Source organism: Pseudomonas sp. MIL19 (assembly GCF_028680365.1).
GTDB classification, from domain to species: domain Bacteria; phylum Pseudomonadota; class Gammaproteobacteria; order Pseudomonadales; family Pseudomonadaceae; genus Aquipseudomonas; species Aquipseudomonas spirodelae.
This window is the reverse complement of sequence record NZ_JAPPVG010000023.1, coordinates 37,352-56,502: the sequence shown is the minus strand read 5'-3', so window position 1 is coordinate 56,502 and position 19,151 is coordinate 37,352. Positions and strand designations below refer to the sequence as shown.

Annotated in this window: 18 protein-coding genes and 1 tRNA gene; 2 read left to right on the top strand and 17 right to left on the bottom strand. The window is 61.6% G+C overall.

Features of this window, described 5'->3' with window-relative positions; all coding sequences use genetic code 11:
* Positions 1 to 180: 180 nt before the first annotated feature.
* Positions 181 to 1,518 carry an NADP-specific glutamate dehydrogenase gene (gene gdhA, locus N1078_RS14560; RefSeq protein WP_274088882.1) on the bottom strand — a complete coding sequence of 446 codons (1,338 nt, stop codon included), beginning with the start codon at positions 1,516 to 1,518 and terminating at the stop codon, positions 181 to 183.
* Between the two features lie 340 nt (positions 1,519 to 1,858).
* Positions 1,859 to 1,933, bottom strand: a tRNA-Arg gene (locus N1078_RS14555).
* Positions 1,934 to 2,067: 134 nt separating this feature from the next.
* Here N1078_RS14555 and N1078_RS14550 point away from each other — a divergent pair.
* Positions 2,068 to 2,547 (top strand): GNAT family N-acetyltransferase, encoded by a 480-nt coding sequence (locus N1078_RS14550; protein WP_274088881.1) that lies wholly within the window; start codon positions 2,068 to 2,070, stop codon positions 2,545 to 2,547.
* A 172-nt stretch (positions 2,548 to 2,719) separates the two neighbouring features.
* Here N1078_RS14550 and N1078_RS14545 read toward each other — a convergent pair whose 3' ends face one another.
* Both N1078_RS14545 and N1078_RS14540 read right to left on the bottom strand, forming a co-directional pair.
* Positions 2,720 to 3,772 carry a Glu/Leu/Phe/Val dehydrogenase dimerization domain-containing protein gene (locus N1078_RS14545; protein WP_274088880.1) on the bottom strand — a complete coding sequence of 351 codons (1,053 nt, stop codon included), beginning with the start codon at positions 3,770 to 3,772 and terminating at the stop codon, positions 2,720 to 2,722.
* Between the two features lie 80 nt (positions 3,773 to 3,852).
* Positions 3,853 to 7,320, bottom strand: coding sequence for an indolepyruvate ferredoxin oxidoreductase family protein (locus tag N1078_RS14540; protein ID WP_274088879.1), 3,468 nt, complete (start codon positions 7,318 to 7,320; stop codon positions 3,853 to 3,855).
* A 199-nt stretch (positions 7,321 to 7,519) separates the two neighbouring features.
* Between N1078_RS14540 and N1078_RS14535 the strand changes: the two genes are divergently transcribed.
* Positions 7,520 to 7,987: an Lrp/AsnC family transcriptional regulator gene (locus N1078_RS14535; protein ID WP_136665833.1), complete on the top strand. Its 468-nt coding sequence runs from the start codon at positions 7,520 to 7,522 to the stop codon at positions 7,985 to 7,987.
* Between the two features lie 249 nt (positions 7,988 to 8,236).
* On the opposite strand, the gene phnP is transcribed toward N1078_RS14535, so the two are convergent.
* The 13 genes from phnP to phnC form a co-directional block, all read right to left on the bottom strand.
* Positions 8,237 to 9,001: a phosphonate metabolism protein PhnP gene (gene phnP, locus N1078_RS14530; protein WP_274088878.1), complete on the bottom strand. Its 765-nt coding sequence runs from the start codon at positions 8,999 to 9,001 to the stop codon at positions 8,237 to 8,239.
* Positions 8,992 to 9,555, bottom strand: a complete 564-nt coding sequence (gene phnN / locus N1078_RS14525; protein ID WP_274088877.1) for a phosphonate metabolism protein/1,5-bisphosphokinase (PRPP-forming) PhnN — start codon at positions 9,553 to 9,555, stop codon at positions 8,992 to 8,994. Before phnN ends, phnP begins: the two co-directional genes overlap by 10 nt.
* Positions 9,555 to 10,700 carry an alpha-D-ribose 1-methylphosphonate 5-triphosphate diphosphatase gene (locus tag N1078_RS14520; protein ID WP_274088876.1) on the bottom strand — a complete coding sequence of 382 codons (1,146 nt, stop codon included), beginning with the start codon at positions 10,698 to 10,700 and terminating at the stop codon, positions 9,555 to 9,557. Before N1078_RS14520 ends, phnN begins: the two co-directional genes overlap by 1 nt.
* The gene (gene phnL, locus N1078_RS14515) at positions 10,690 to 11,403 is read right to left on the bottom strand and encodes a phosphonate C-P lyase system protein PhnL (protein ID WP_274088875.1); all 714 of its coding nucleotides are present in this window, start codon (positions 11,401 to 11,403) and stop codon (positions 10,690 to 10,692) included. Before phnL ends, N1078_RS14520 begins: the two co-directional genes overlap by 11 nt.
* 83 nt (positions 11,404 to 11,486) lie before the next feature.
* Positions 11,487 to 12,296, bottom strand: a complete 810-nt coding sequence (phnK, locus tag N1078_RS14510) for a phosphonate C-P lyase system protein PhnK (RefSeq protein ID WP_274088874.1) — start codon at positions 12,294 to 12,296, stop codon at positions 11,487 to 11,489.
* Positions 12,293 to 13,171, bottom strand: a complete 879-nt coding sequence (locus tag N1078_RS14505) for an alpha-D-ribose 1-methylphosphonate 5-phosphate C-P-lyase PhnJ (RefSeq protein ID WP_274088873.1) — start codon at positions 13,169 to 13,171, stop codon at positions 12,293 to 12,295. Before N1078_RS14505 ends, phnK begins: the two co-directional genes overlap by 4 nt.
* Positions 13,168 to 14,259 carry a carbon-phosphorus lyase complex subunit PhnI gene (locus N1078_RS14500; RefSeq protein ID WP_274088872.1) on the bottom strand — a complete coding sequence of 364 codons (1,092 nt, stop codon included), beginning with the start codon at positions 14,257 to 14,259 and terminating at the stop codon, positions 13,168 to 13,170. The genes N1078_RS14505 and N1078_RS14500 overlap by 4 nt, the downstream gene beginning before the upstream one ends.
* Positions 14,259 to 14,870, bottom strand: coding sequence for a phosphonate C-P lyase system protein PhnH (gene phnH, locus N1078_RS14495; protein ID WP_274088871.1), 612 nt, complete (start codon positions 14,868 to 14,870; stop codon positions 14,259 to 14,261). Before phnH ends, N1078_RS14500 begins: the two co-directional genes overlap by 1 nt.
* Positions 14,870 to 15,331, bottom strand: a complete 462-nt coding sequence (phnG, locus tag N1078_RS14490; protein WP_274088870.1) for a phosphonate C-P lyase system protein PhnG — start codon at positions 15,329 to 15,331, stop codon at positions 14,870 to 14,872. Before phnG ends, phnH begins: the two co-directional genes overlap by 1 nt.
* A 12-nt stretch (positions 15,332 to 15,343) precedes the next feature.
* Positions 15,344 to 16,048 (bottom strand): phosphonate metabolism transcriptional regulator PhnF, encoded by a 705-nt coding sequence (gene phnF, locus N1078_RS14485; protein WP_274088869.1) that lies wholly within the window; start codon positions 16,046 to 16,048, stop codon positions 15,344 to 15,346.
* 34 nt (positions 16,049 to 16,082) lie between these two features.
* A complete protein-coding gene (phnE, locus tag N1078_RS14480) occupies positions 16,083 to 16,877 on the bottom strand; it encodes a phosphonate ABC transporter, permease protein PhnE (protein WP_274088868.1) in 795 nt (264 codons plus the stop codon).
* A gap of 79 nt (positions 16,878 to 16,956) precedes the next feature.
* Positions 16,957 to 17,961 (bottom strand): phosphonate ABC transporter substrate-binding protein, encoded by a 1,005-nt coding sequence (phnD, locus tag N1078_RS14475; RefSeq protein WP_274088867.1) that lies wholly within the window; start codon positions 17,959 to 17,961, stop codon positions 16,957 to 16,959.
* Positions 17,962 to 18,015: 54 nt separating this feature from the next.
* Complete coding sequence (gene phnC, locus N1078_RS14470; RefSeq protein WP_274088866.1) at positions 18,016 to 18,852, bottom strand: phosphonate ABC transporter ATP-binding protein; 837 nt, start codon at positions 18,850 to 18,852, stop codon at positions 18,016 to 18,018.
* Positions 18,853 to 19,151: the final 299 nt, after the last annotated feature.

Genomic DNA, 19,151 nt, shown 5'->3' with positions numbered 1-19,151 from the left:
CTTTTGATCGATTTGCCGCTTTCAAAATCGGCGGAGGCTGAAGTTAGCCAGAAATACATGACTACTTCAGACCATCCCTAATGCGCACACCCGCTCGCGCATTAACCAAGAGCCCATAAAAAATGCCCGCATTGCGCGGGCATTTTTGTGTGCGGTAGAACCTGCCTGAGTTGACGCGGGTTAGACCACACCCTGCGCCAGCATGGCATCGGCAACCTTAACGAAGCCGGCGATGTTGGCGCCTTTAACGTAGTTGATCCGACCGTTCTCTTCGCCATAACGCACGCAGGCGCTGTGGATGCTTTGCATGATGCTGTGCAGACGCTCGTCCACCTCACCGGCGGTCCAGCTCAGACGCATGGCGTTCTGGCTCATCTCCAGACCACTGGTGGCAACACCACCGGCGTTCGAGGCTTTGCCTGGGGCGAAGCAGATGCCGGCGTCGATAAACAGGTCCACCGCTTCCAGGGTCGACGGCATGTTGGCCCCTTCGGCCACGCAGTAACAGCCATTACTCAACAGCGTGCGCGCGTCGTCGGCATCCAGTTCGTTTTGTGTGGCGCATGGCAGGGCGATGTCGCATGGCAGGTGCCACGGGCGCTGGCCAACCAGGAAGTTGAGGTTGAACTGCGCGGCCATTTCGCTGAGGCGACCACGGCGCACGTTCTTCAGGTCCATCAGGTGCTGCCACTGTTCTTCGGTCAGGCCGTCCGGGGTGTGCAGGGTGCCTTCGGAGTCCGACAGGGAGACCACCATGCCGCCCAACTCCATGACCTTCTGCGCGGCAAACTGGGCAACGTTGCCAGAGCCGGAGATCGCCACGCGCTGGCCGTCAACGCCACGATGAATGCGCTTGAGCATTTCCTGGGCGAAGTACACGCAGCCATAACCGGTGGCTTCCGGACGAACCAGGCTGCCGCCGTAGCTGATGCCCTTGCCGGTCAGCACCGAGGTGAACTGGTTAGCCAGGCGCTTGTACTGGCCGAACATGTAGCCGATCTCGCGGCCACCCACGCCGATGTCGCCCGCGGGCACATCCAGGTCGGCACCAATGTGGCGATACAGCTCGCTCATAAAGGCCTGGCAGAAGCGCATCACTTCGTTGTCGCTTTTGCCCTTTGGATCGAAGTCCGAACCACCCTTGCCGCCGCCCATGGGCAGCGAGGTCAGCGAGTTCTTGAACACTTGCTCGAAGGCGAGGAATTTGAGTACGCCCAAGTTGACCGACGGGTGGAAGCGCAGCCCGCCCTTGTAGGGGCCAATGGCGCTGCTCATCTGCACGCGGTAACCGCGGTTGACCTGCACGCGCCCGGCATCATCGACCCAGGACACCCGAAACATAATCACCCGTTCCGGCTCGACCATGCGCTCCACGATGCCCGCCTGCAGGTAACGCGGGTTGGCTTCCAGAAACGGCCAAAGTGTACGCAGGACCTCTTCCACAGCCTGATGAAACTCAGGCTGATCAGGGTCACGCTGCTTTAGGCGGGAGAGGAAAAGCTCGACGGATTCGCTCATGTGGATATCCCAACAATGCCCATTTAACCGGGCAGATCAACTGAAAAGTGCGCGGCACTTTAACAGCCAACAATGCACTTCGACAGCGCAAAATGTCGCCTTAATGAATCTTTTTAGTGCATTGATATAAAACAACAGTTCTAAAACGGGCATTTCCGCCGGCAGCATATCGCCCATATTAAGGGCGCTTGCGCACAGCCTTAAGGCACGCAGTCTTTCCCACGGAATCAATACAGGCGCTGGAACCGTTGCCAGGCGATCGCACACGCAAGCGCTGATACCCGCGCAATGGGGGCAGCGAGAATCAAGGCAGGCGATTAAAAGCGTACAGAGGTAAAGATGGCGTTCCCAACTGGATTCGAACCAGTATCTAGCCCTTAGGAGGGGCTTATTCTATCCATTGAACTATGGGAACCAAGGCTGGATAGGCGGGCTACCAGCGGGCGGCATCTTAGCGAGCCTGAGCGCGTTTGTCATGCCGCTGCCATTTTCGCCGCGCCATACTGCCCACTGGCGGCTAACCGGCCGTTATCAGGAGAGGAGATCGCCATGCGCCCCGCTGCTTCGCAGTCTTTGCCCGACTCGCCCTTTGCCGACTATCACCTGCGCGCCGCCAGCGTCACCGATGCCGCCGCCCTCGCCGCCTTGCTACAACAATTGGCGCCCGATGAACCGCGTGCCGATGCCAAGCTGCTGGCCTTGCGCTTGAGTGAGCTGCCAATAAGCCGGGTGGTGCTGGTGGCCGAGCGCGACGGCAAGTTGCTGGGCACCTGCACGCTCAACCTGATTGAACACCTGGCGCACAACTTCGCCCGCTCGGCGATTATCGAAGACGTGGTAGTGGACGCAGACGCACGTGGCCTGGGGATTGGCCAGGCGCTGATGGGCAAAGCCATCGAACGCGCCCGCGCCTGGGGCTGTTACAAGCTCGCGCTATCCAGCAGCCAGAGCCGCGAGGCGGCCCATGCTTTTTATGCGGGCCTCGGATTCAAACCGCATGGCATTAGCCTGGCACTGATGCTGGACTGAGAGGCCATTTCTAAAGCTATATCTGCTGTCGACAGGCCACTGCTTTTGTAGGAGCGGGCTTGCCCGCGAACCGAGGTCAGCGGAAAAGCATCGCGGCCAATAACTAGGCGTTCCCGCCCCTCCTACGGGTTTTGCGCAACGTGCTTGTAGTGCGGGCAACCCTTAGGCGTTTTTAACGGCCAAAACGTTCTTCGGCCAACTGATCGGCAATCTCGACGGTGGTTTTGCTCGCCGCATCGGCGCGCTGGAAGATCTGCTCCAAGGTCGCGCCAATGCCTTCGATGTGCGCATTGAGTTGCGCGGCGCTGCCGCCACTGCGGCCGTAGTACACATCGATAATGCCGCCGGCATTGATCGCGTAATCCGGCGCGTACAGGCACTCGTTGCGGCGCAGGGTTTCTGCCAGGCTGGGGTCGGCCAGTTGATTGTTGGCGGCCCCGGCGATAATCGGTGCGCGCAAGGCTTCCAGGGTGTGTTGGTTGATGATTGAGCCCATGGCGCACGGCGCGAACACATCAACATCCAGACCGAAAATCGCCTGCTGGGTAACAGCGGTGGCGCCCAACTGTTCGACCGCGCGACGCACATTGGCTTCGACGATATCGGTGACCCACAGCTCGGCCCCGGCGGCCTTCAACTGGCGCGCCAGGTCGAAGCCCACCTGCCCTACCCCTTGGATCGCCACCTTCAGGCCACGCAGGTCATCACGGCCCAGGCGGTGTTTGACCGCCGCCTGAATACCGATAAACACGCCATAGGCGGTGGACGGTGACGGGTCGCCATTGCGTTTACCGCCAGCTAAAGCCTCGCGCAGTTCAGCGCCGGATACATGGCGGGTGCGCTCGGCCATGATCTGCATTTCCGCCACGCCGGTGCCTGAGTCGGCGGCGGTGATATAGCGCCCGCCGAGGCTCTCAACAAAATCGCCCATGGCCTGAAACAGCGCCGTGCTCTTACCGGTATGCGGGTCGCCGATGATTACGGCTTTACCGCCACCCAGCGGCAAGTTAGCCAGGGCCGATTTATAAGTCATGCCGCGCGACAGGCGCAGCACATCGCGCAGCGCTTCATCGTCATTGGCGTAGGGCCACATGCGGCAACCGCCGAGGGCCGGGCCAAGGTTGCTGTTGTGAATGGCGATAATCGCCTTGAGGCCGCTGGCCTTGTCGTGGCCATAGACCAGCTGTTCGTGGTGGTCGAAATCGATATGGGAAAACACGGACATAAGTGCCTCGTTTTTTTGTTGTAAGTAGTCGCCCTCTCCCGCTTAAGGGAGAGGGTCAGTGTGATAAACGTTTGTTGGCGTTAAGCCGCTGGTTCAAACAGCTGTACCGCCGCAATCTCGCTGACGACCATGCGCGCTTTTAGCTGGCTGCACTGCTCGCGCACCTTGGCCAGGCTGCGTTCCTTGACGTGGCCATAGCCGCGAATCTGCTCGGGCAGTTCGGCCAGGGCCAGCGCGGTGCGGTAGTTGTCGGCGTTGAGTTCCTTGAGCAGGTAGTCCAGGTTCTGCTCGTAGTCGTCGATCAGCTGCAGCTCCAGCTTGCGCTCCGCGCTGTAGCCGAATACATCCAGCGGTGTGCCACGCAGAAACTTGAACTTGGCCAGTACGCCGAAGGCTTTGAGCATCCAGGCGCCGAACTGACGCTTGCGCGGCTCGCCAGTGCTGGCATCCGGCTTACTTAGCCAGCTAGGCGCCAGGTGGAATTCCAGGCGGTAATCGCCGCTAAATTGCGCTTCCAGCTGACGAATAAAACTGCCGTCGCTGTACAACCGCGCCACTTCGTACTCGTCCTTGTAGGCCAGCAGTTTGAAGTAGTAACGCGCCACGGCCTTGCTCAGTGCCTGGTCAGCGCTGCTATCAACCTGCTGCACCCGCGCCACCTGCTCGCGGTAGCGCTCGGCGTAAGCGGCATTCTGGTAGGCAGTCAGGCGCGCCATGCGGTCGTTGACGATTTCTTCCAGGGTTTGGCAATGCGGCGCCTCGTTCACGTCTGGCTTGGCTAAGCGCTCGACGGCAACCGCATCATGGGCCGCACGACGGCCCCATAGAAACGCCTGCTGATTGAGCTGCACGGCCACGCCGTTAAGCTCGATGGCCTGATTGATGGCTTCGGCGGACACCGGCACCAAGCCCTTCTGGTAAGCGAAGCCGAGCATAAACAGGTTGGTGGCGATGCTGTCGCCGAGCAGGCGCGTGGCCAGGCGGCTGGCATCAACAAAGTGGGTTTTGCTCGCCCCAACAGCCTCGACCAGCGCTTCACGCATGGCCGCACCGGGCACCTGAGCATCCGGGTTGCGGGTGAACTCAGCCGTAGCGGCTTCATGGCTGTTGACCACCGCATGGGCGATCTTGTCATTCAGCTTGGCCAGCGACTCTTCACTGGCGGCCACCACCAGATCACAACCGAGCAGCAGGTCCGCTTCACCGGCGGCGATACGCACGGCGAAAATATCGTCCTGCTTGGCGGCGACGCGGATATGGGTGATCACCGGGCCGAATTTTTGCGCCAACCCGGCCTGATCGAGCACCGTGCAGCCCTTGCCTTCGCTATGCGCCGCCATGCCGAGCAAAGCGCCAACGGTGGTTACACCGCTGCCACCCACGCCTGGTAGAAGGATATTCCAGGGCCGATCCAGCGCGGGCTGCCGGGGTTCCGGCAAGGCAACGAACAACGCGCCATGCCCCACGGCGCTGGGTTTACGCAACGCCCCGCCATGCACGGTGACAAAGCTTGGGCAAAAGCCATCAACGCAGCTGAAATCCTTGTTGCAGGTGTTCTGGTCAATCTCGCGCTTGCGCCCCAATTCGGTTTCCAGCGGCAGCACGGACAGGCAGTTGGACTTCACGCCGCAATCGCCGCAGCCCTCGCATACCGCCGTGTTGATAAAGGCACGTTTTTGCGGATCAACCAGCTTGCCGCGCTTACGCCGGCGGCGCTTTTCGGTGGCGCAGGTTTGGTCATAGATGATCACCGAACAGCCTTTGAATTCACGCAGCTCACGCTGCACGGCATCCAACTCGCGGCGATGGTGGAAGGTGACGATGGGCGCGAAGGTGGCGCGGGTCGGGTACTTCTCCGGCTCGTCAGTCACCAGGGCGATGCGTTTCACCCCTTCGGCATACACCTGCTGGCTGAGTTGATCGACGCGCAGTTCGCCGTCGATGGGTTGGCCGCCGGTCATGGCCACGGCGTCGTTGTAGAGAATCTTGTAGGTGATATTCACCCCAGCAGCCACGGCCGCACGCAAGGCCAGTTGGCCGGAGTGAAAGTAGGTGCCGTCACCGAGGTTCTGGAAGATATGCGGCGTGTCGGTAAACGGCGCCTGGCCGATCCAGGTCGCGCCTTCGCCGCCCATTTGGGTAAAGGTGTCGGTGCTGCGGTCCATCCATTGGGTCATGTAGTGGCAACCGATGCCGCCTTGGGCGCGGCTGCCTTCGGGGACTTTGGTCGAGGTGTTGTGCGGACAGCCGGAGCAGAAGTGCGGCGTACGCGCCGTGTGATGTTTCGGCGCCGCCAGGGAGGCTTCCTTGGCCGCGAGAAAGGCCAGGCGCTCTTCAATTTGTGCGCTGCTGTAGATCGGCGCCAGGCGCTTGGCAATGGCGCGCGCAATCATTGCCGGGGTCAGCTCGGAGAGGTTCGGCAGCAGCGAATGGCCAGCTTCGTCAAACTCACCGACCACCACTGGGCGCTTGCCCACCGGCCAGTTGTACAGCTGGCCGGTGAGCTGGTCTTCGATAATGCTGCGTTTTTCCTCGACCACCAGAATCTCGTCCAGGCCCTCGGCAAACTCATGCACCGAGACTGGTTCCAGCGGCCAACTCATGCCCACCTTGAGCACGCGCAGGCCCACCTGAGCGCACAGCGCCTCATCCAGACCGAGGTCATCCAAGGCCTGGCGCACATCCAGATATGACTTGCCGGCAGTGATGATGCCCAAGCGCGGGGTGGGCGAGTCGAGCATCACCTTGTTCAGCTTGTTGACACGAGCAAAGGCCCGCGCGGCATAAATCTTATAGGTGTTGAGGCGCGCCTCCTGCGCCAGGGGCGGATCTGGCCAGCGAATGTGCACGCCGCCTTCCGGCAGTTGGAAGTCTTCGGGGATGGTCAGCTGCATGCGCAGCGGGTCGACCTCCACCACGGCGGAGGAATCGACGTTTTCGGCGATGGTTTTCAGCGCCACCCAGCAACCGCTGTAACGCGACAGTTCCCAGCCGATGATGCCGTAGTCGAGGATTTCCTGAACGTTGGCCGGGTTGAGCACCGGGATCGACGCCGCGATAAACGCATGCTCGCTCTGATTGGCCAGCGTCGACGACTTGCAGCCATGGTCATCACCGGCCAGCAGCAACACGCCGCCATGCTCGGAGACCCCGGCTGAGTTGCCGTGTTTGAACACATCGCCGCAGCGGTCCACGCCCGGCCCCTTGCCGTACCACATGGCAAACACGCCATCGTAGCGAGCCCCAGGAAACAGATTGGTCTGCTGGCTGCCCCACACGGCGGTGCCGGCCAACTCTTCGTTGACCCCGGGCTGAAAGTGGATGTGGTTATCTTTGAGGTACTGCTTGGCGTCCCACAGGCTCTTGTCGAGGCCGCCCAGTGGCGAGCCACGGTAGCCGGAAATAAAGCACGCGGTATTCAAACCATGGGCTGCATCGCGTTGCTTCTGCAGCATGGGCAGGCGGGTCAGCGCCTGGGTGCCGGTCAGGTAAAGGTGACCGGTCGCAAGGCGGTACTTGTCATCCAGGCGGATCTCGGCCAGGGACATATCTGCGCTCCTTTTATTATTTTGGTGAGCTGCGGGGCAACGGTTAGTGCCGCCGCTTTAAGCCTGGCACGGGATCACCGCAGCAGACGTATGGCTAAGAATATGACCGAGCGGTACTGAGATTTTCTTTCTATTTGCTGGACGCTTTGCCGATACTGCGCATGATTAATCCAACAAGAACAAAAAATTGGAAACAGTCATGCAAGAAAAACTCAGCCCCATCGACCGCAAGATTCTCCGCCTGCTGCAACACAATGCCGACCTCTCCGCCGCCGAAATTGCCGAGAAGGTCGAGTTGTCACAATCGCCCTGCTGGCGGCGGATTCACCGCATGCAGGAAGAGGGCATCATCGAGCGCAAGGTCGCCCTGCTCAGCCACAAGCAGCTGGGCTTCAGCATCACGGTATTCGTCGACATCAAACTCTCGGCCCACGGGCGCAGCAACTTGGAAGAATTTGAGCAGGCGGTGGTCGGTTACCCCGAAGTGCTGGAGTGCTTCACCATGGCCGGCGGCTCGGATTACCTGCTCAAGGTAGTGGCCAAGGACATCGCCAGCTATGAGCGCTTCCTGCGCGACCACCTGCTGCAACGCCCGCACGTGCACGAAGCGCACTCGCACATCGCCATGAGCGAGGTCAAACGCACCACCGAGTTGCCGCTGGATTGAAGACCACCGGAACACCGTGGGAGGGGCGATGCCTCGTAGGGTGGGTTAGCGACGCCGAACACTGCACGATCATCCAACCTCGCTAGCAGCGCGGCGCGTAACCCACTAAACAATCGTACGCGGGGCGCCGGTGGCGGGTTACGCCGCGCCCTACATCGCATGACGCCTAACAAATGCGGTAGGCGGCTAACCCACCCTACGAACGGCATATCGCGGCTAAAGCTCCTGCCACAGCACCAGCAACGCAAGTCATAACACTTGCCCATCCACGGCCAAACTCACGCCGTGCGGCAAGGCATTTGGGTTATCCAGCAGCCAGGCATCAAAGCTGTGGCCAATATGGGTGAGCACGGTCTGCTGCGGTTGCAGCTGCTCGACCACCTCCAACGCGCGGGTCAGGTCATTGTGGTTGCGCGGCGCGATGGGTTGTGGCGCGGTAGTGCAATCCAGCACCAGCAGATCCAGCGGCTGCTGGCGCAGCACCTCGGCGCTGGCCTCCGGGATGCCGAGGGTGTCGGTGAGGTAGGCAATGCTCCGGCACTCACCATTAACCGTAGGGCCTTGCAGCAGGTAGCCAAAGGTCAGCTTGGAGTGATTCAGCGGCAACGCCGTGACACTCAACTCGCCTAACGGGCGCCGCTCGAACGCCGCAAAAGGTTGGCTAAAATCAAGAATGCCGGGGTGTTTGTACAGGTCGGCCAGCCCATCAGGATCATCCGGCCCATGCACCGGAATAATCAACCCTTGGCCCCAGCGCAGGTGCAGCAAACCCTGGGCGTGGTCGGCGTGATAATGGGTTTGCAGAATGCCACTCAGGCTATGGGGCGGGAAACGCTCGCACAGATCGGTCAGGCCCGAGTCGATCAGCCAGCGCTGCGTGCCGCATTCGATCAACGCGCTGCAAGGCCCGCGACGGCGCGACGGATAGACCCGCGCACTGTCGCAGGCAGGGCAGCTGCAGTTGTACACCGGTACCTGCCGCGCATCGCCGGTACCGAGCAAGGTCAAGCGCATGTGCGGCTGGCCCCGATCAGCGCCAGTAGGTTGTCCCGCGCCCGCTCAATCGCTCCCGAGTTATCCAGCAGATGCAGGCCATCACGCTCAGCGCTCGCGGCGTCGAACTGGGTATTACGCGCCAGCCGCTGCTCGATCTGCTCAAGGCTTTCCCGCCCGCGCCTGAGCAAACGCTCACGCAATACCGCAGGCTCGACTGTGAGAAACACGCCGATCAAGTCGGGATAACGCTGCCGCGCCTGCGGCAAATAAGCGCGCGAGCCGTTGACCAGCACATCCTGCCCCGCCGCCAGCCAGTCATCTATCTGTTTGGGGATGCCATAGGCCAAGCCATTGGCGCGCCAGCTCAGGGCAAAGCCGCCGGCCGCCTCCTGCTGATCAAACTCGGCAGGTGTAACGCCAATGGCGTCCTCGCCCACAGCCTCCGCCGAACGGGTGATCTCCCGCCGCGCGATCACACAATTGCGCTCAGCCAAACGCTCACGCGCGGCCTCCAACAGGCTGTCCTTGCCCGAGCCCGAAGGCCCCATCAAATAGATCAACCGGCCGCTCATCAGAACACCCTATTGGCTTGTCGCCACACTTGCTGGATCACCGCTTGGCCCTCATGCAGCCGTGCCTGGAGCAGATCAGCACGCAGGCCTACACGAATTTCACCCCGATCATGCAAACCCGCCGCATGGGCTGGCAGGCGGCTGACGGTGGCAATTGCCCGGGGCAGATCATAGCCGTTGTCTTGCGCCGCCAGGAGAAAAGCCGCCTGCAACAGGCTAGCCGGATAGTAGTCGCTGGAGAGGATATCCAGCACGCCATGCTGGGCCAGCTCAGCGGCGGCGATATTGCCCGAGTGCGAGCCGCCACGGACGATATTCGGTGCACCCATCAACACCATCAGCCCCAGCTCGTGGCTGGCCTTGGCGGCCTCCAGGGTGGTGGGAAACTCGGCGATGGACATGCCATAACCGGCCGATTCCTGCACATGGGCCAGGGTGGCGTCATCGTGGCTGGCCACCGACAGGCCGCGGGCGTGGCAATCCTCGACAATTGCCCGGCGATGACGGTCACTGAACTCGATGGAATTGGCCACCTGCTCCTTGATGAAGGCATCCATCTCGGCAGTGCTCAGGTGGTACTTGCCCATGTAGTACTCGCGGTATTTGTCCTCTTTAGCGAACTGACGCTGACCCGGCGAGTGATCCATCACCGACACCAGCGCTACCTGCGGGTGCTCCACCAGATCACGGAACACCGCCAGGGTATCGGGGTGGCACAACTCGCAGCGCAGGTGCAGGCGATGATCGACGCGGGTAAGCCCGGCACGACTCGCCTCGGCGATGGCTTCGAGCATGGCCGGCAGCTGCTGCATACGTTTGCCGCGCGGGTTGATATCGCCAATCGACAGCGCATCAAACACCGTGGTGATGCCTGCCGAGGCGATCTGCGCATCGTGGGTCAGCACCGCCGAGGCCGAGGGCCAATCCACCCCCGGCCGTGGGCTCATATATTTTTCCAGGTTGTCGGTGTGCAGCTCGACCAGGCCGGGCAGCAGGTAATCGCCGCCGAGGTTCTGCGCCTGGGGCAAGCCGCTGACGCCCTCTTCCACCTGGGCAATCAGGCCGTCACGCAGCACCAGGGTACCGACGAACTCCTGCTCGGCGGTGACGATCCGCGCGTTGGTCAGAATCTGTTCAACCGGCATATACATACTCCTGCTGCGCGGCAGCGCTCATATCAAGAAAGCGATCGGCCACGGCTTCACGGGCGGCGCGGTCGTGGAAGATGCCGATCAGCGCACTACCGGCGGCCTTGGCTTCATCAATCAGCTCCAGCACCACCTGACGGTTGGCGTCGTCCAGCGAGGCGGTCGGCTCATCCAGCAGCATCAGCGGCCAGGTGACCATAAAACCGCGGGCGATATTCACCCGCTGCTGCTCACCGCCGGAGAAGGTGCCCGGCGCCAACTGCCACAGGGCTTGCGGAATATTCAGGCGGCTCAGCAGACTTTTCGCCCGTGCCTCGGCATCGCTCTTGCTACAACCACGAGCCAAGGCCGGCTCCATCACCACATCCAGGGTCGCGACACGCGGGATCACCCGCAGAAACTGGCTGACATAGCCCAGGGTCTGCCGACGCACGGCCAGCACCTGGCGTGGTTCAGCACCGACCAGATCAACCCAGGCGCCGTTATGCAGTATGCGAATACTGCCGCCAGCGGCCAGGTAGTTGCCGTAAAGGGTGCGCAGCAGGGTCGACTTGCCCGCCCCGGACTGCCCATGCAGCACCAGGCATTCGCCAGCCCGCACGTTGAAATTCAGCCCGCTCAGTACATTCAGCACCACGCCGTGCTGCTGATGCAGGGTGAAGGTCTTGCTGAGGTTGGAGACCTCGATAAGCGTATTCATGACTTACCTCTTTTATCCCTGTAGGAGCGGCCTTGGCCGCGAAAAGCTGATCGCGGCCAAGGCCGCTCCTACACAAGGTCTCGTTAAGGCTGCAGCACCGAAGACACCAGCAGCTGCGAATAGGGATGCTGCGGGTCATCGAGAATCTGGTCGGTGAGACCGGCCTCGACCACATGGGAGCGGCGCATCACCATCAGCCGATCAGCGAGCAAGCGAGCCACCGCAAGATCGTGGGTGACGATCACCACCGCCAGGTCCAGCTCGCGCACCAGGCCGCGCAACAGGTCGAGCAGGCGCGCCTGCACCGACACATCGAGGCCACCGGTGGGCTCGTCCATAAAGATCAGCCGTGGGCTGGAAACCAGATTGCGAGCGATCTGCAAACGCTGCTGCATGCCGCCAGAGAAGGTGCGCGGCAGGTCGTCGATGCGCAGCGGGTCGATTTCCACCTGGCTCAGCCAGTCGATGCCCGCCGCGCGCAACTCGCCGTAATGGCGCACGCCCTGGGCCATCAACCGTTCGCCGATATTGGCGCCGGCCGACACGCCCATGCGCAGGCCGTCACGCGGGTTCTGCTCGACAAAGCCCCACTCAGTGCGCAGCAACGTGCGCCGTTGCGCTTCACTGGCGCTGTACAGATCAACCCAGTTGCCGCCGCTGTCGCGATAACTGACTGAACCGCGATCCGGCGGGCAGCGCCCGGAGAGCAGACTGAGCAGGGTCGACTTGCCCGAACCGGACTCACCGACGATGCCCAGCACCTCACCCGGATACAGGTCGAACGACACGCTCTGACAGCCCTTCTCCAAGCCGTACAGACGTGTCAGGTCACGCACGCTGAACAGCGGCTGCGCCGTGTCGGTGTGCAGGTGCAACTTCTCGGCCGCACTCATTGCGCGCCCTCCTCTTCAAGGTCACGGCGTTGCATGCAGTAGTCGGTGTCAGAGCAGACGAAGCGTTTGGTCCCCGCGTCGTCGACGATCAGCTCGTCGAGGTAGGAATCGTGGCTGCCGCAGAAGGCGCAGCACTCGTCCCAGCGCTGGATCTCGAACGGGTGGTCTGCGAAGTCCAGGCTGACCACCCGGGTATACGGCGGCACGGCATACAGGCGCTTCTCGCGACCGGCACCAAACAGCATCAACGCCGGGCTCATGTGCAGCTTGGGGTTGTCGAATTTAGGGATCGGCGAGGGGTCCATCACGTAGCGCTCATCGACCGTCACCGGGTAGGCATAACTGGTGGCGATATGGCCGAAGGTGGCGATGTCTTCGTACAGCTTCACGTGCATCACGCCGTAATCCTCCAGCGCGTGCATGGTGCGGGTCTCGGTTTCCGACGGTTCGATAAAACGCAGCGGCTCAGGAATCGGCACCTGATAGACCATGATCTGATCATTGCTCAGCGGAGTCTCCGGGATGCGGTGGCGAGTCTGAATCACCGTTGCTTCGGGCGTGCGGGTGGTGGTTTTCACCCCCGCTGTACGGGCGAAAAAGCGCCGGATCGATACAGCGTTAGTGGTGTCATCCGCGCCTTGGTCGATCACCTTGAGCACATCCTCGGCACCGAGAATCGCCGCGGTCAGCTGCATGCCACCGGTGCCCCAGCCATAGGGCAGCGGCATCTCGCGGCCACCGAAGGGCACTTGATAACCAGGGATGGCCACAGCCTTGAGCAGGCCACGGCGGATCATGCGTTTGGTTTGCTCATCGAGGTAAGCGAAGTTGTAGCCAACCTCAGTCGCGTTTTGTGTGTGGGCCTGGGCATTCATGCGCGTTGCTCCTCGGCGGCGGGCTGCTCACGCTCCTGCTTACGCAGCTTGCGGATCAGCTCCAGCTCGGATTGGAAGTCGACGTAGTGCGGCAATTTCAGGTGCGAGACGAAGCCAGCTGCCTCGACGTTGTCGCAGTGCATCAGCACGAACTCTTCCTGCTGTGCTGGGCCTTCCACCTCTTCGGCGTACTCAGCAGCGCGCAACGAACGGTCGACCAACGCCATGCCCATCGCCTTGCGCTCGGCATAGCCGAAGGCCAGGCCGTAGCCGCGAGTGAACTGCGCATCGATGCCTTTACCGCCGACGAACTGGTTGACCATCTCGCACTCGGTCACCTCGATATCGCCCAGCGGCACGGCGAAGCCGAGCTCCTCCGGCTCCAGCCAAACCTCGACCGCACCGATGCGAATCTCCCCGGCGAACGGGTGATTGCGCCCGTAACCGCGCTGAGTGGAATAGCCCAGCGCCAACAGAAATCCTTCATCACCACGGGCCAGCGCCTGCAAGCGCTGAGCACGGTTAGCGGGAAAATCCAGCGGCTCACGGGTGATATCTGGCACCGCGGCGCCATCGTCTACTTCGCGGGCCATCAGGCCTTCCTCGGAAAGGAACTCCAGTACCCGCGGGCACTCGCTCAACTCTGCGTCAGGCTTGACCTGTGGGCCGGGGTGCTCACCTTCCGCAAGCAAGGCAAAATCCAGCAGGCGGTGGCTGTAATCGAAGGTCGGGCCAAGTAATTGGCCGCCGGGCAAATCCTTGAAGGTCGCAGAGATGCGCCGAGTCAGCTGCATCTGCGTGGTCTCCAGCGCAGCACTGGCACCAAAGCGCGGCAGCGTGGTGCGGTAAGCGCGCAGCAGGAAGATCGCCTCCATCAAGTCGCCAGCCGCCTGCTTGATCGCCAGCGCAGCCAATTGCGGGTCGTACAGCGAGCCTTCGCTCATCACCCGGGCTACGGCCAGGGGCATTTGTTCGCGCACCTGGTCGACGCTGAGTTCGGGAATGGAAGTATCGCCACGGCGCTGTTTGGCCAGCAGCAAATGGGCATTGTCGATGGCGCGCTCGCCACCCTTAACGGCAACGTACATCAGGCAGCCTCCTCAGCATTGAGCAGTACGCGGGTACTGCGTGGCAGGCCGATGACCTGCTCGCCTGCCGCGAAGAAGGCATCCAGGCCGCGGGGGAAGGCACTGCGCGCTTGGCGTTGCTGCCAGAACACAGGAGCCAGCGGCAGTTCAACGCTGCGCACATCCTTGATCCCCGGCCCGCGCCAGCGCAGGGGCTCGCCGCCGCTCAGTGCATCGAGCTGAACCAGCAAGGTGCAGGACTGGTCGGGGTAACGCTCGCTGCCGTTATCGAAGGCGGAGAGGTCAGCGGCGCCCGCCTCATCGAGCAAGGCAAACAACGCCAGTTCACGCTCGGCGACGATCGGACAACCGCAGTGGAACGACAGGTTGGCGCGAATCGCCGGGGTGTCGAAGCACGGCGCCAACCATAGCGGCGTGTCGCCATCGAGAAAGGCCAGGCACAGGGCGTAGGTCGCCGGCTGCAGATTGCCCAACGCCAACGCACGATCCATGGGCTGTAGCAAACCCGGCTCCGACAGGGCTTTAAGCGCAGTGCGGAAGCTGGCCTGGGCATCCAGTACAGGATTGTTGAAGGCCGGTTGCAGCCATTGCGAGCTGTTCGCCGCGTTCATCAGTCTTCTCCTCTGACCAGGGTGAAAAATTCCACCTGGGTGGTTGCGGTTTCGGCGGCTTTGGCAGCCTGTTGGTGCTGTTGCGCGGCGGCCAGTGGTTCAATCAAACGGCTCAGCCAATGCGGCTGCTCGACGCCCTGCAAGTGCGCGTCGGCCAGGGCGGCCAGCTCGGCGTGCTGTTTGTCGCGACCGGCCACATAGCTGTATCCGGTACGGCCATCGGTCAGGCGCACCACGCAGCGGGTCACGCTCATTTCACCGAGGTTGAACGGGCTGCCGGTCCCCCCCATGCGCCCACGGACCAGGGTCATGCCGATTTCGGGCGCGCGGATCAGGCTGTACTCGGTTTCTTTCAAGGCTGACTCATAGGCCGCCAAGCCGTTACCGGCGCGGGCAAGTACGCCCATCCAGCGTTGACGTGCAGCAATGTGCGGGTCGCTGTGCAGCAGGTTGCGGTTCATCACAGGCCTCCATCAAAGAGCGAGCTGGTACTGGAAACGGTCGGCGCGGCTGGTCGATAACGACAGCTCCACCGGCTGGCCAGCCAGATCGCGGGAAAGGGTTTGCACACTCAGCAACGGAGCGTGTTTGGGCATTAATAAGCGCGCCGCTTCTTCACGGCTGGGCAGACGCGCGCCGATCAAGCTAAAGGTGCGGGTCAAGGGCAGGCCGCGCTGGCTGAGGTACTGGCGCAGCGAACCACCCTGGTAAGCCGCCAACAGCTCGGCGTATTGAGTACTGAATGCATGGCGAATCAGGCTGACGGGCTGCCCCTCGATTAAACGCAGGGTGCTCAGTACCAGCACATGCGCCCCCGGTGGCAGCTGTAGATAATTGCGCTCCTCGTGACTGGCCGGACGCACGTGCCGCTGCAGTAACTGCGCTTCCACCTGATGGCCGAGCGCCGATAACGAGGCGCTGTAAGCACTCCCCGCTTGCATGGGGTAAATCAGCGGTTTAGCCAGCACCCGTGTGCCTTTGCCCTGCTGGCGCAGCAGGCGGCCTTCGAGCACCAGCTCATCCACGGCGCGGCGCAAGGTGTGGCGATTGACCGCAAAACGCGCGGCCAGCTGTACCTCGGCTGGCAGGTAATCACCGGGGCTCATGCGCTGCAGTTCATCGCGCAGCACGCCCGCCAGTTCGCGGTAGAGCGGCTCGGGTTGTCTAGACAAGTGCATGGCTAAAAAAGGCATCCGTAGACGCCTATCTCCGTCAGATAAATTGCTTACGCAGACGCTGAGAAATGATGTCGAGCAGGCTCACCACCAGAATGATCACCAGCAGCAAGGCGCAGGTTTGGGCGAACTGGAAGCCGCGAATCGCTTCCCAGAGAATCACCCCGATCCCGCCCGCCCCAACCATGCCGACCACGGTGGCCGAGCGCACGTTGGACTCGAAGCGGTACAGCGAGTAGGAGATCCACAGCGGCAGGACTTGCGGGACCACCCCGTAGATCACTTCCTGCAGGGCGCTGGCACCGGTGGCACGCACGCCTTCAACGGGACCAGGATCAATCGCCTCCACCGCCTCGGCAAACAGCTTGGCCAGCACTCCAGTCGTGCCGATGAATAGCGCCAGCACCCCGGCGAATGGCCCCAGACCGACCGCCACCACGAAGAGCATGGCGAAGACCATTTCGTTGATCGAACGGCAGGCATCCATCACCCGGCGAACCGGCTGATAAACCCACCAGGGCACAATGTTCTCGGAACTGAGAATGCCTAGCGGGATGGCGCAGACAATCGCCAGCACCGTGCCCCAGAGGGCGATCTGCACAGTGACGATCATCTCCTTGAGGTACAGCTCCCAGTTGCTGAAATCCGGCGGGAAGAAGTCCGCGGCGAAGGTTGCCATGTTGCCGGAGTCACGGATCAGGCCGAGCGGGTTCATCTCCGCGCCCTGCCAGGACCAGGCCAGCACAGCGATAAACAGCCCCCAGCCAATCAGCTGCGGCCAGGAACGCTTGGCTGAAAAATCAGGCGCAGGTGCGGTAGTTAGGGTGGTCATAACGGCGTCTCGAATGGAGCAACAAAGAACATCGGCTCGCCCTTAGGCCATGCAGGGCAAGGCGAGCCGACTCAGGCCATCAACCCGCGCTGGCAGGGCTGTGCTTGGCAATTTCTGCCAGACGCTTTTCCAACTTGGCCAGCTCGGCATCCAGCGCCTTAAGCTGGGCTTGCTTGTCACTGTCGGACAGCGTGTCGCTGTTCGCCACTTCGGTGCGCTTCTTGAACAGCTCCAGCTGGCGAATCGGCAACAGCTGATCGTCATCCGAGGCTTTGAATTTGGCCCACTGCAGCCCAGCGAGTACCTTCAACTCAGCCGGCTTGTCGCCGTAAGTCATAAAGAACTCGCGCAACTTGTTCTTGGTGGCGTCATCGAGGTTCTTGCGCCATACCAGCGGGTCGGACGGAATCAGCGGCGAGGTCCAGATCACTTTCAGCTGGGCGGCCTTATCGGGCGCGGTCACTTCAAGGCGCTCCATGCCTTCACTGTTGAAGGTGCCGATATCAATCTGCTTGTTGGCCACCGACAGCGCGTTGACTTCATGGCTGCCATTGAGTGAGCGCTTGAAGATCTTGTTGGCGTCCGCGTTGTTCTGCGCAAACACGTAGTAGCCCGGCACCAGATAACCCGAGGTGGAATTCGGATCACCGTTGGCGAAGGTCAGGCTCGAGGCGTTTTTCAGCATGTCCTCGATCGAATTGATCGGGCTGTCCTTGTGCGCCACCATCAGGCTGTAATAGCCCTGAGAACCGTTGGCCGCGACGGTTTGCGCAAACACCTGGCCGCCGGCACGGTCCACGGCTTCCATCGCCGACTTGTTGCCGTACCAGGCCATGTCGACCTTGTCGAAACGCATGCCCTGGATGATCCCCGCGTAGTCAGGGGCGAAGAAGGCGTTGATCTTCAGCCCGGTCTGCTGGCTCATGTCGGCCAGAAAGGGATCCCACAGGGTCTTGAGGTTCTGCGAGGACTCGGTGGAGATGATGCCGAAGTTGATTTCCTGCTCAGCGGCTTGAGCAGCGCCCATAACCGAGCCTGCCAGCAACGTGGAGGCGACAAGAACGCGACTGATACGTTTGAACATGCAAAGCACTCCTAGTGCGGATGGACAGATAAGAATTGGCCTAACAGGCGTAACTCAAGCCTTAGCCAGAGCCAGCGGTACTTTCTGTGTGCGTGCGCGGCGGGCTTTCTCGATGGGCAGCGGCGCTACTTCAAGCTCGGCGCCATAGAGATCGTTAAGGAAGTTGGGGTGCAGCTCGGCGGCGGCGCCATCGAAATGAATCCGCCCCGCTTTCAACGCCACGGCGCGCTGGCAATAACGCATGGCGTAGTCGACCTGATGCAGGGTGACCACCACGGTGGTGCCGTCTTCGCGATTGATGTCGGCAAGGATCTGCATGACCTTGCGCGCAGACTCGGGGTCGAGTGAGGCGATGGGCTCATCGGCCAGAATGACCTTGGCGCGCTGGCACAAGGCACGGGCAATCGCCACACGCTGCTGCTGCCCAACGGACAGGGTCGAGGCGCGCTGCTGGGCCAAGTCGGCCAGACCTACTCGACCGAGTGCCTGCAACGCGCGCTGTTTTTCTTCAGCGCTGAACAGGCCCAACGTGCCGCGCCAGCGCGGCATACGGCCCAGGCACCCGAGCAGGACGTTCTGCAACACGCTGATACGCCCCACCAGGTTGAACTGCTGGAAGATATAGCCAATATCCGATCGCAGCCGGCGCACATCGGCATTCAAGCGGCCTTCAGCCTGCACGTCGCGGCCCAGTACCTGAATGCTGCCGCCGCCTGTGCGATCACAGCAGGCGAGACCTGCGACATGGCGCAGCAGGGTTGATTTGCCAGAGCCCGACGCCCCAATCAACGCCACCATTTCACCGGGTTCAACGGACAGCGCCAGATCAAACAGCGCCTGTTTACGGCCGAACGTTTTGTTCAGGCGCTCAACCCGGATCACTGCACTCATGGAATGCCTCCTTTATTAACGGTTACACCGCGGCTTGGGGCCGCCTTCTGGTGTAGACCAAGGTAGGCAAATCCTGTGTCAGGGCTATTAATGAGCAGTGACACTTACATGACGATTACTGGAAATTATCTCGATGCCGGGATTTGGTGCTTTTTGCACAGTAGGGCGCATTTCTTTCAGACGTAACCGACGAAGCGGCTACACCCATCGCCAAATAAAACATATAATTGACGCCAATTTATTGCCTACCCAGCAAGCGAGTCACAAGTAGATACCTAATCTACTTTCTGGCGGAACGG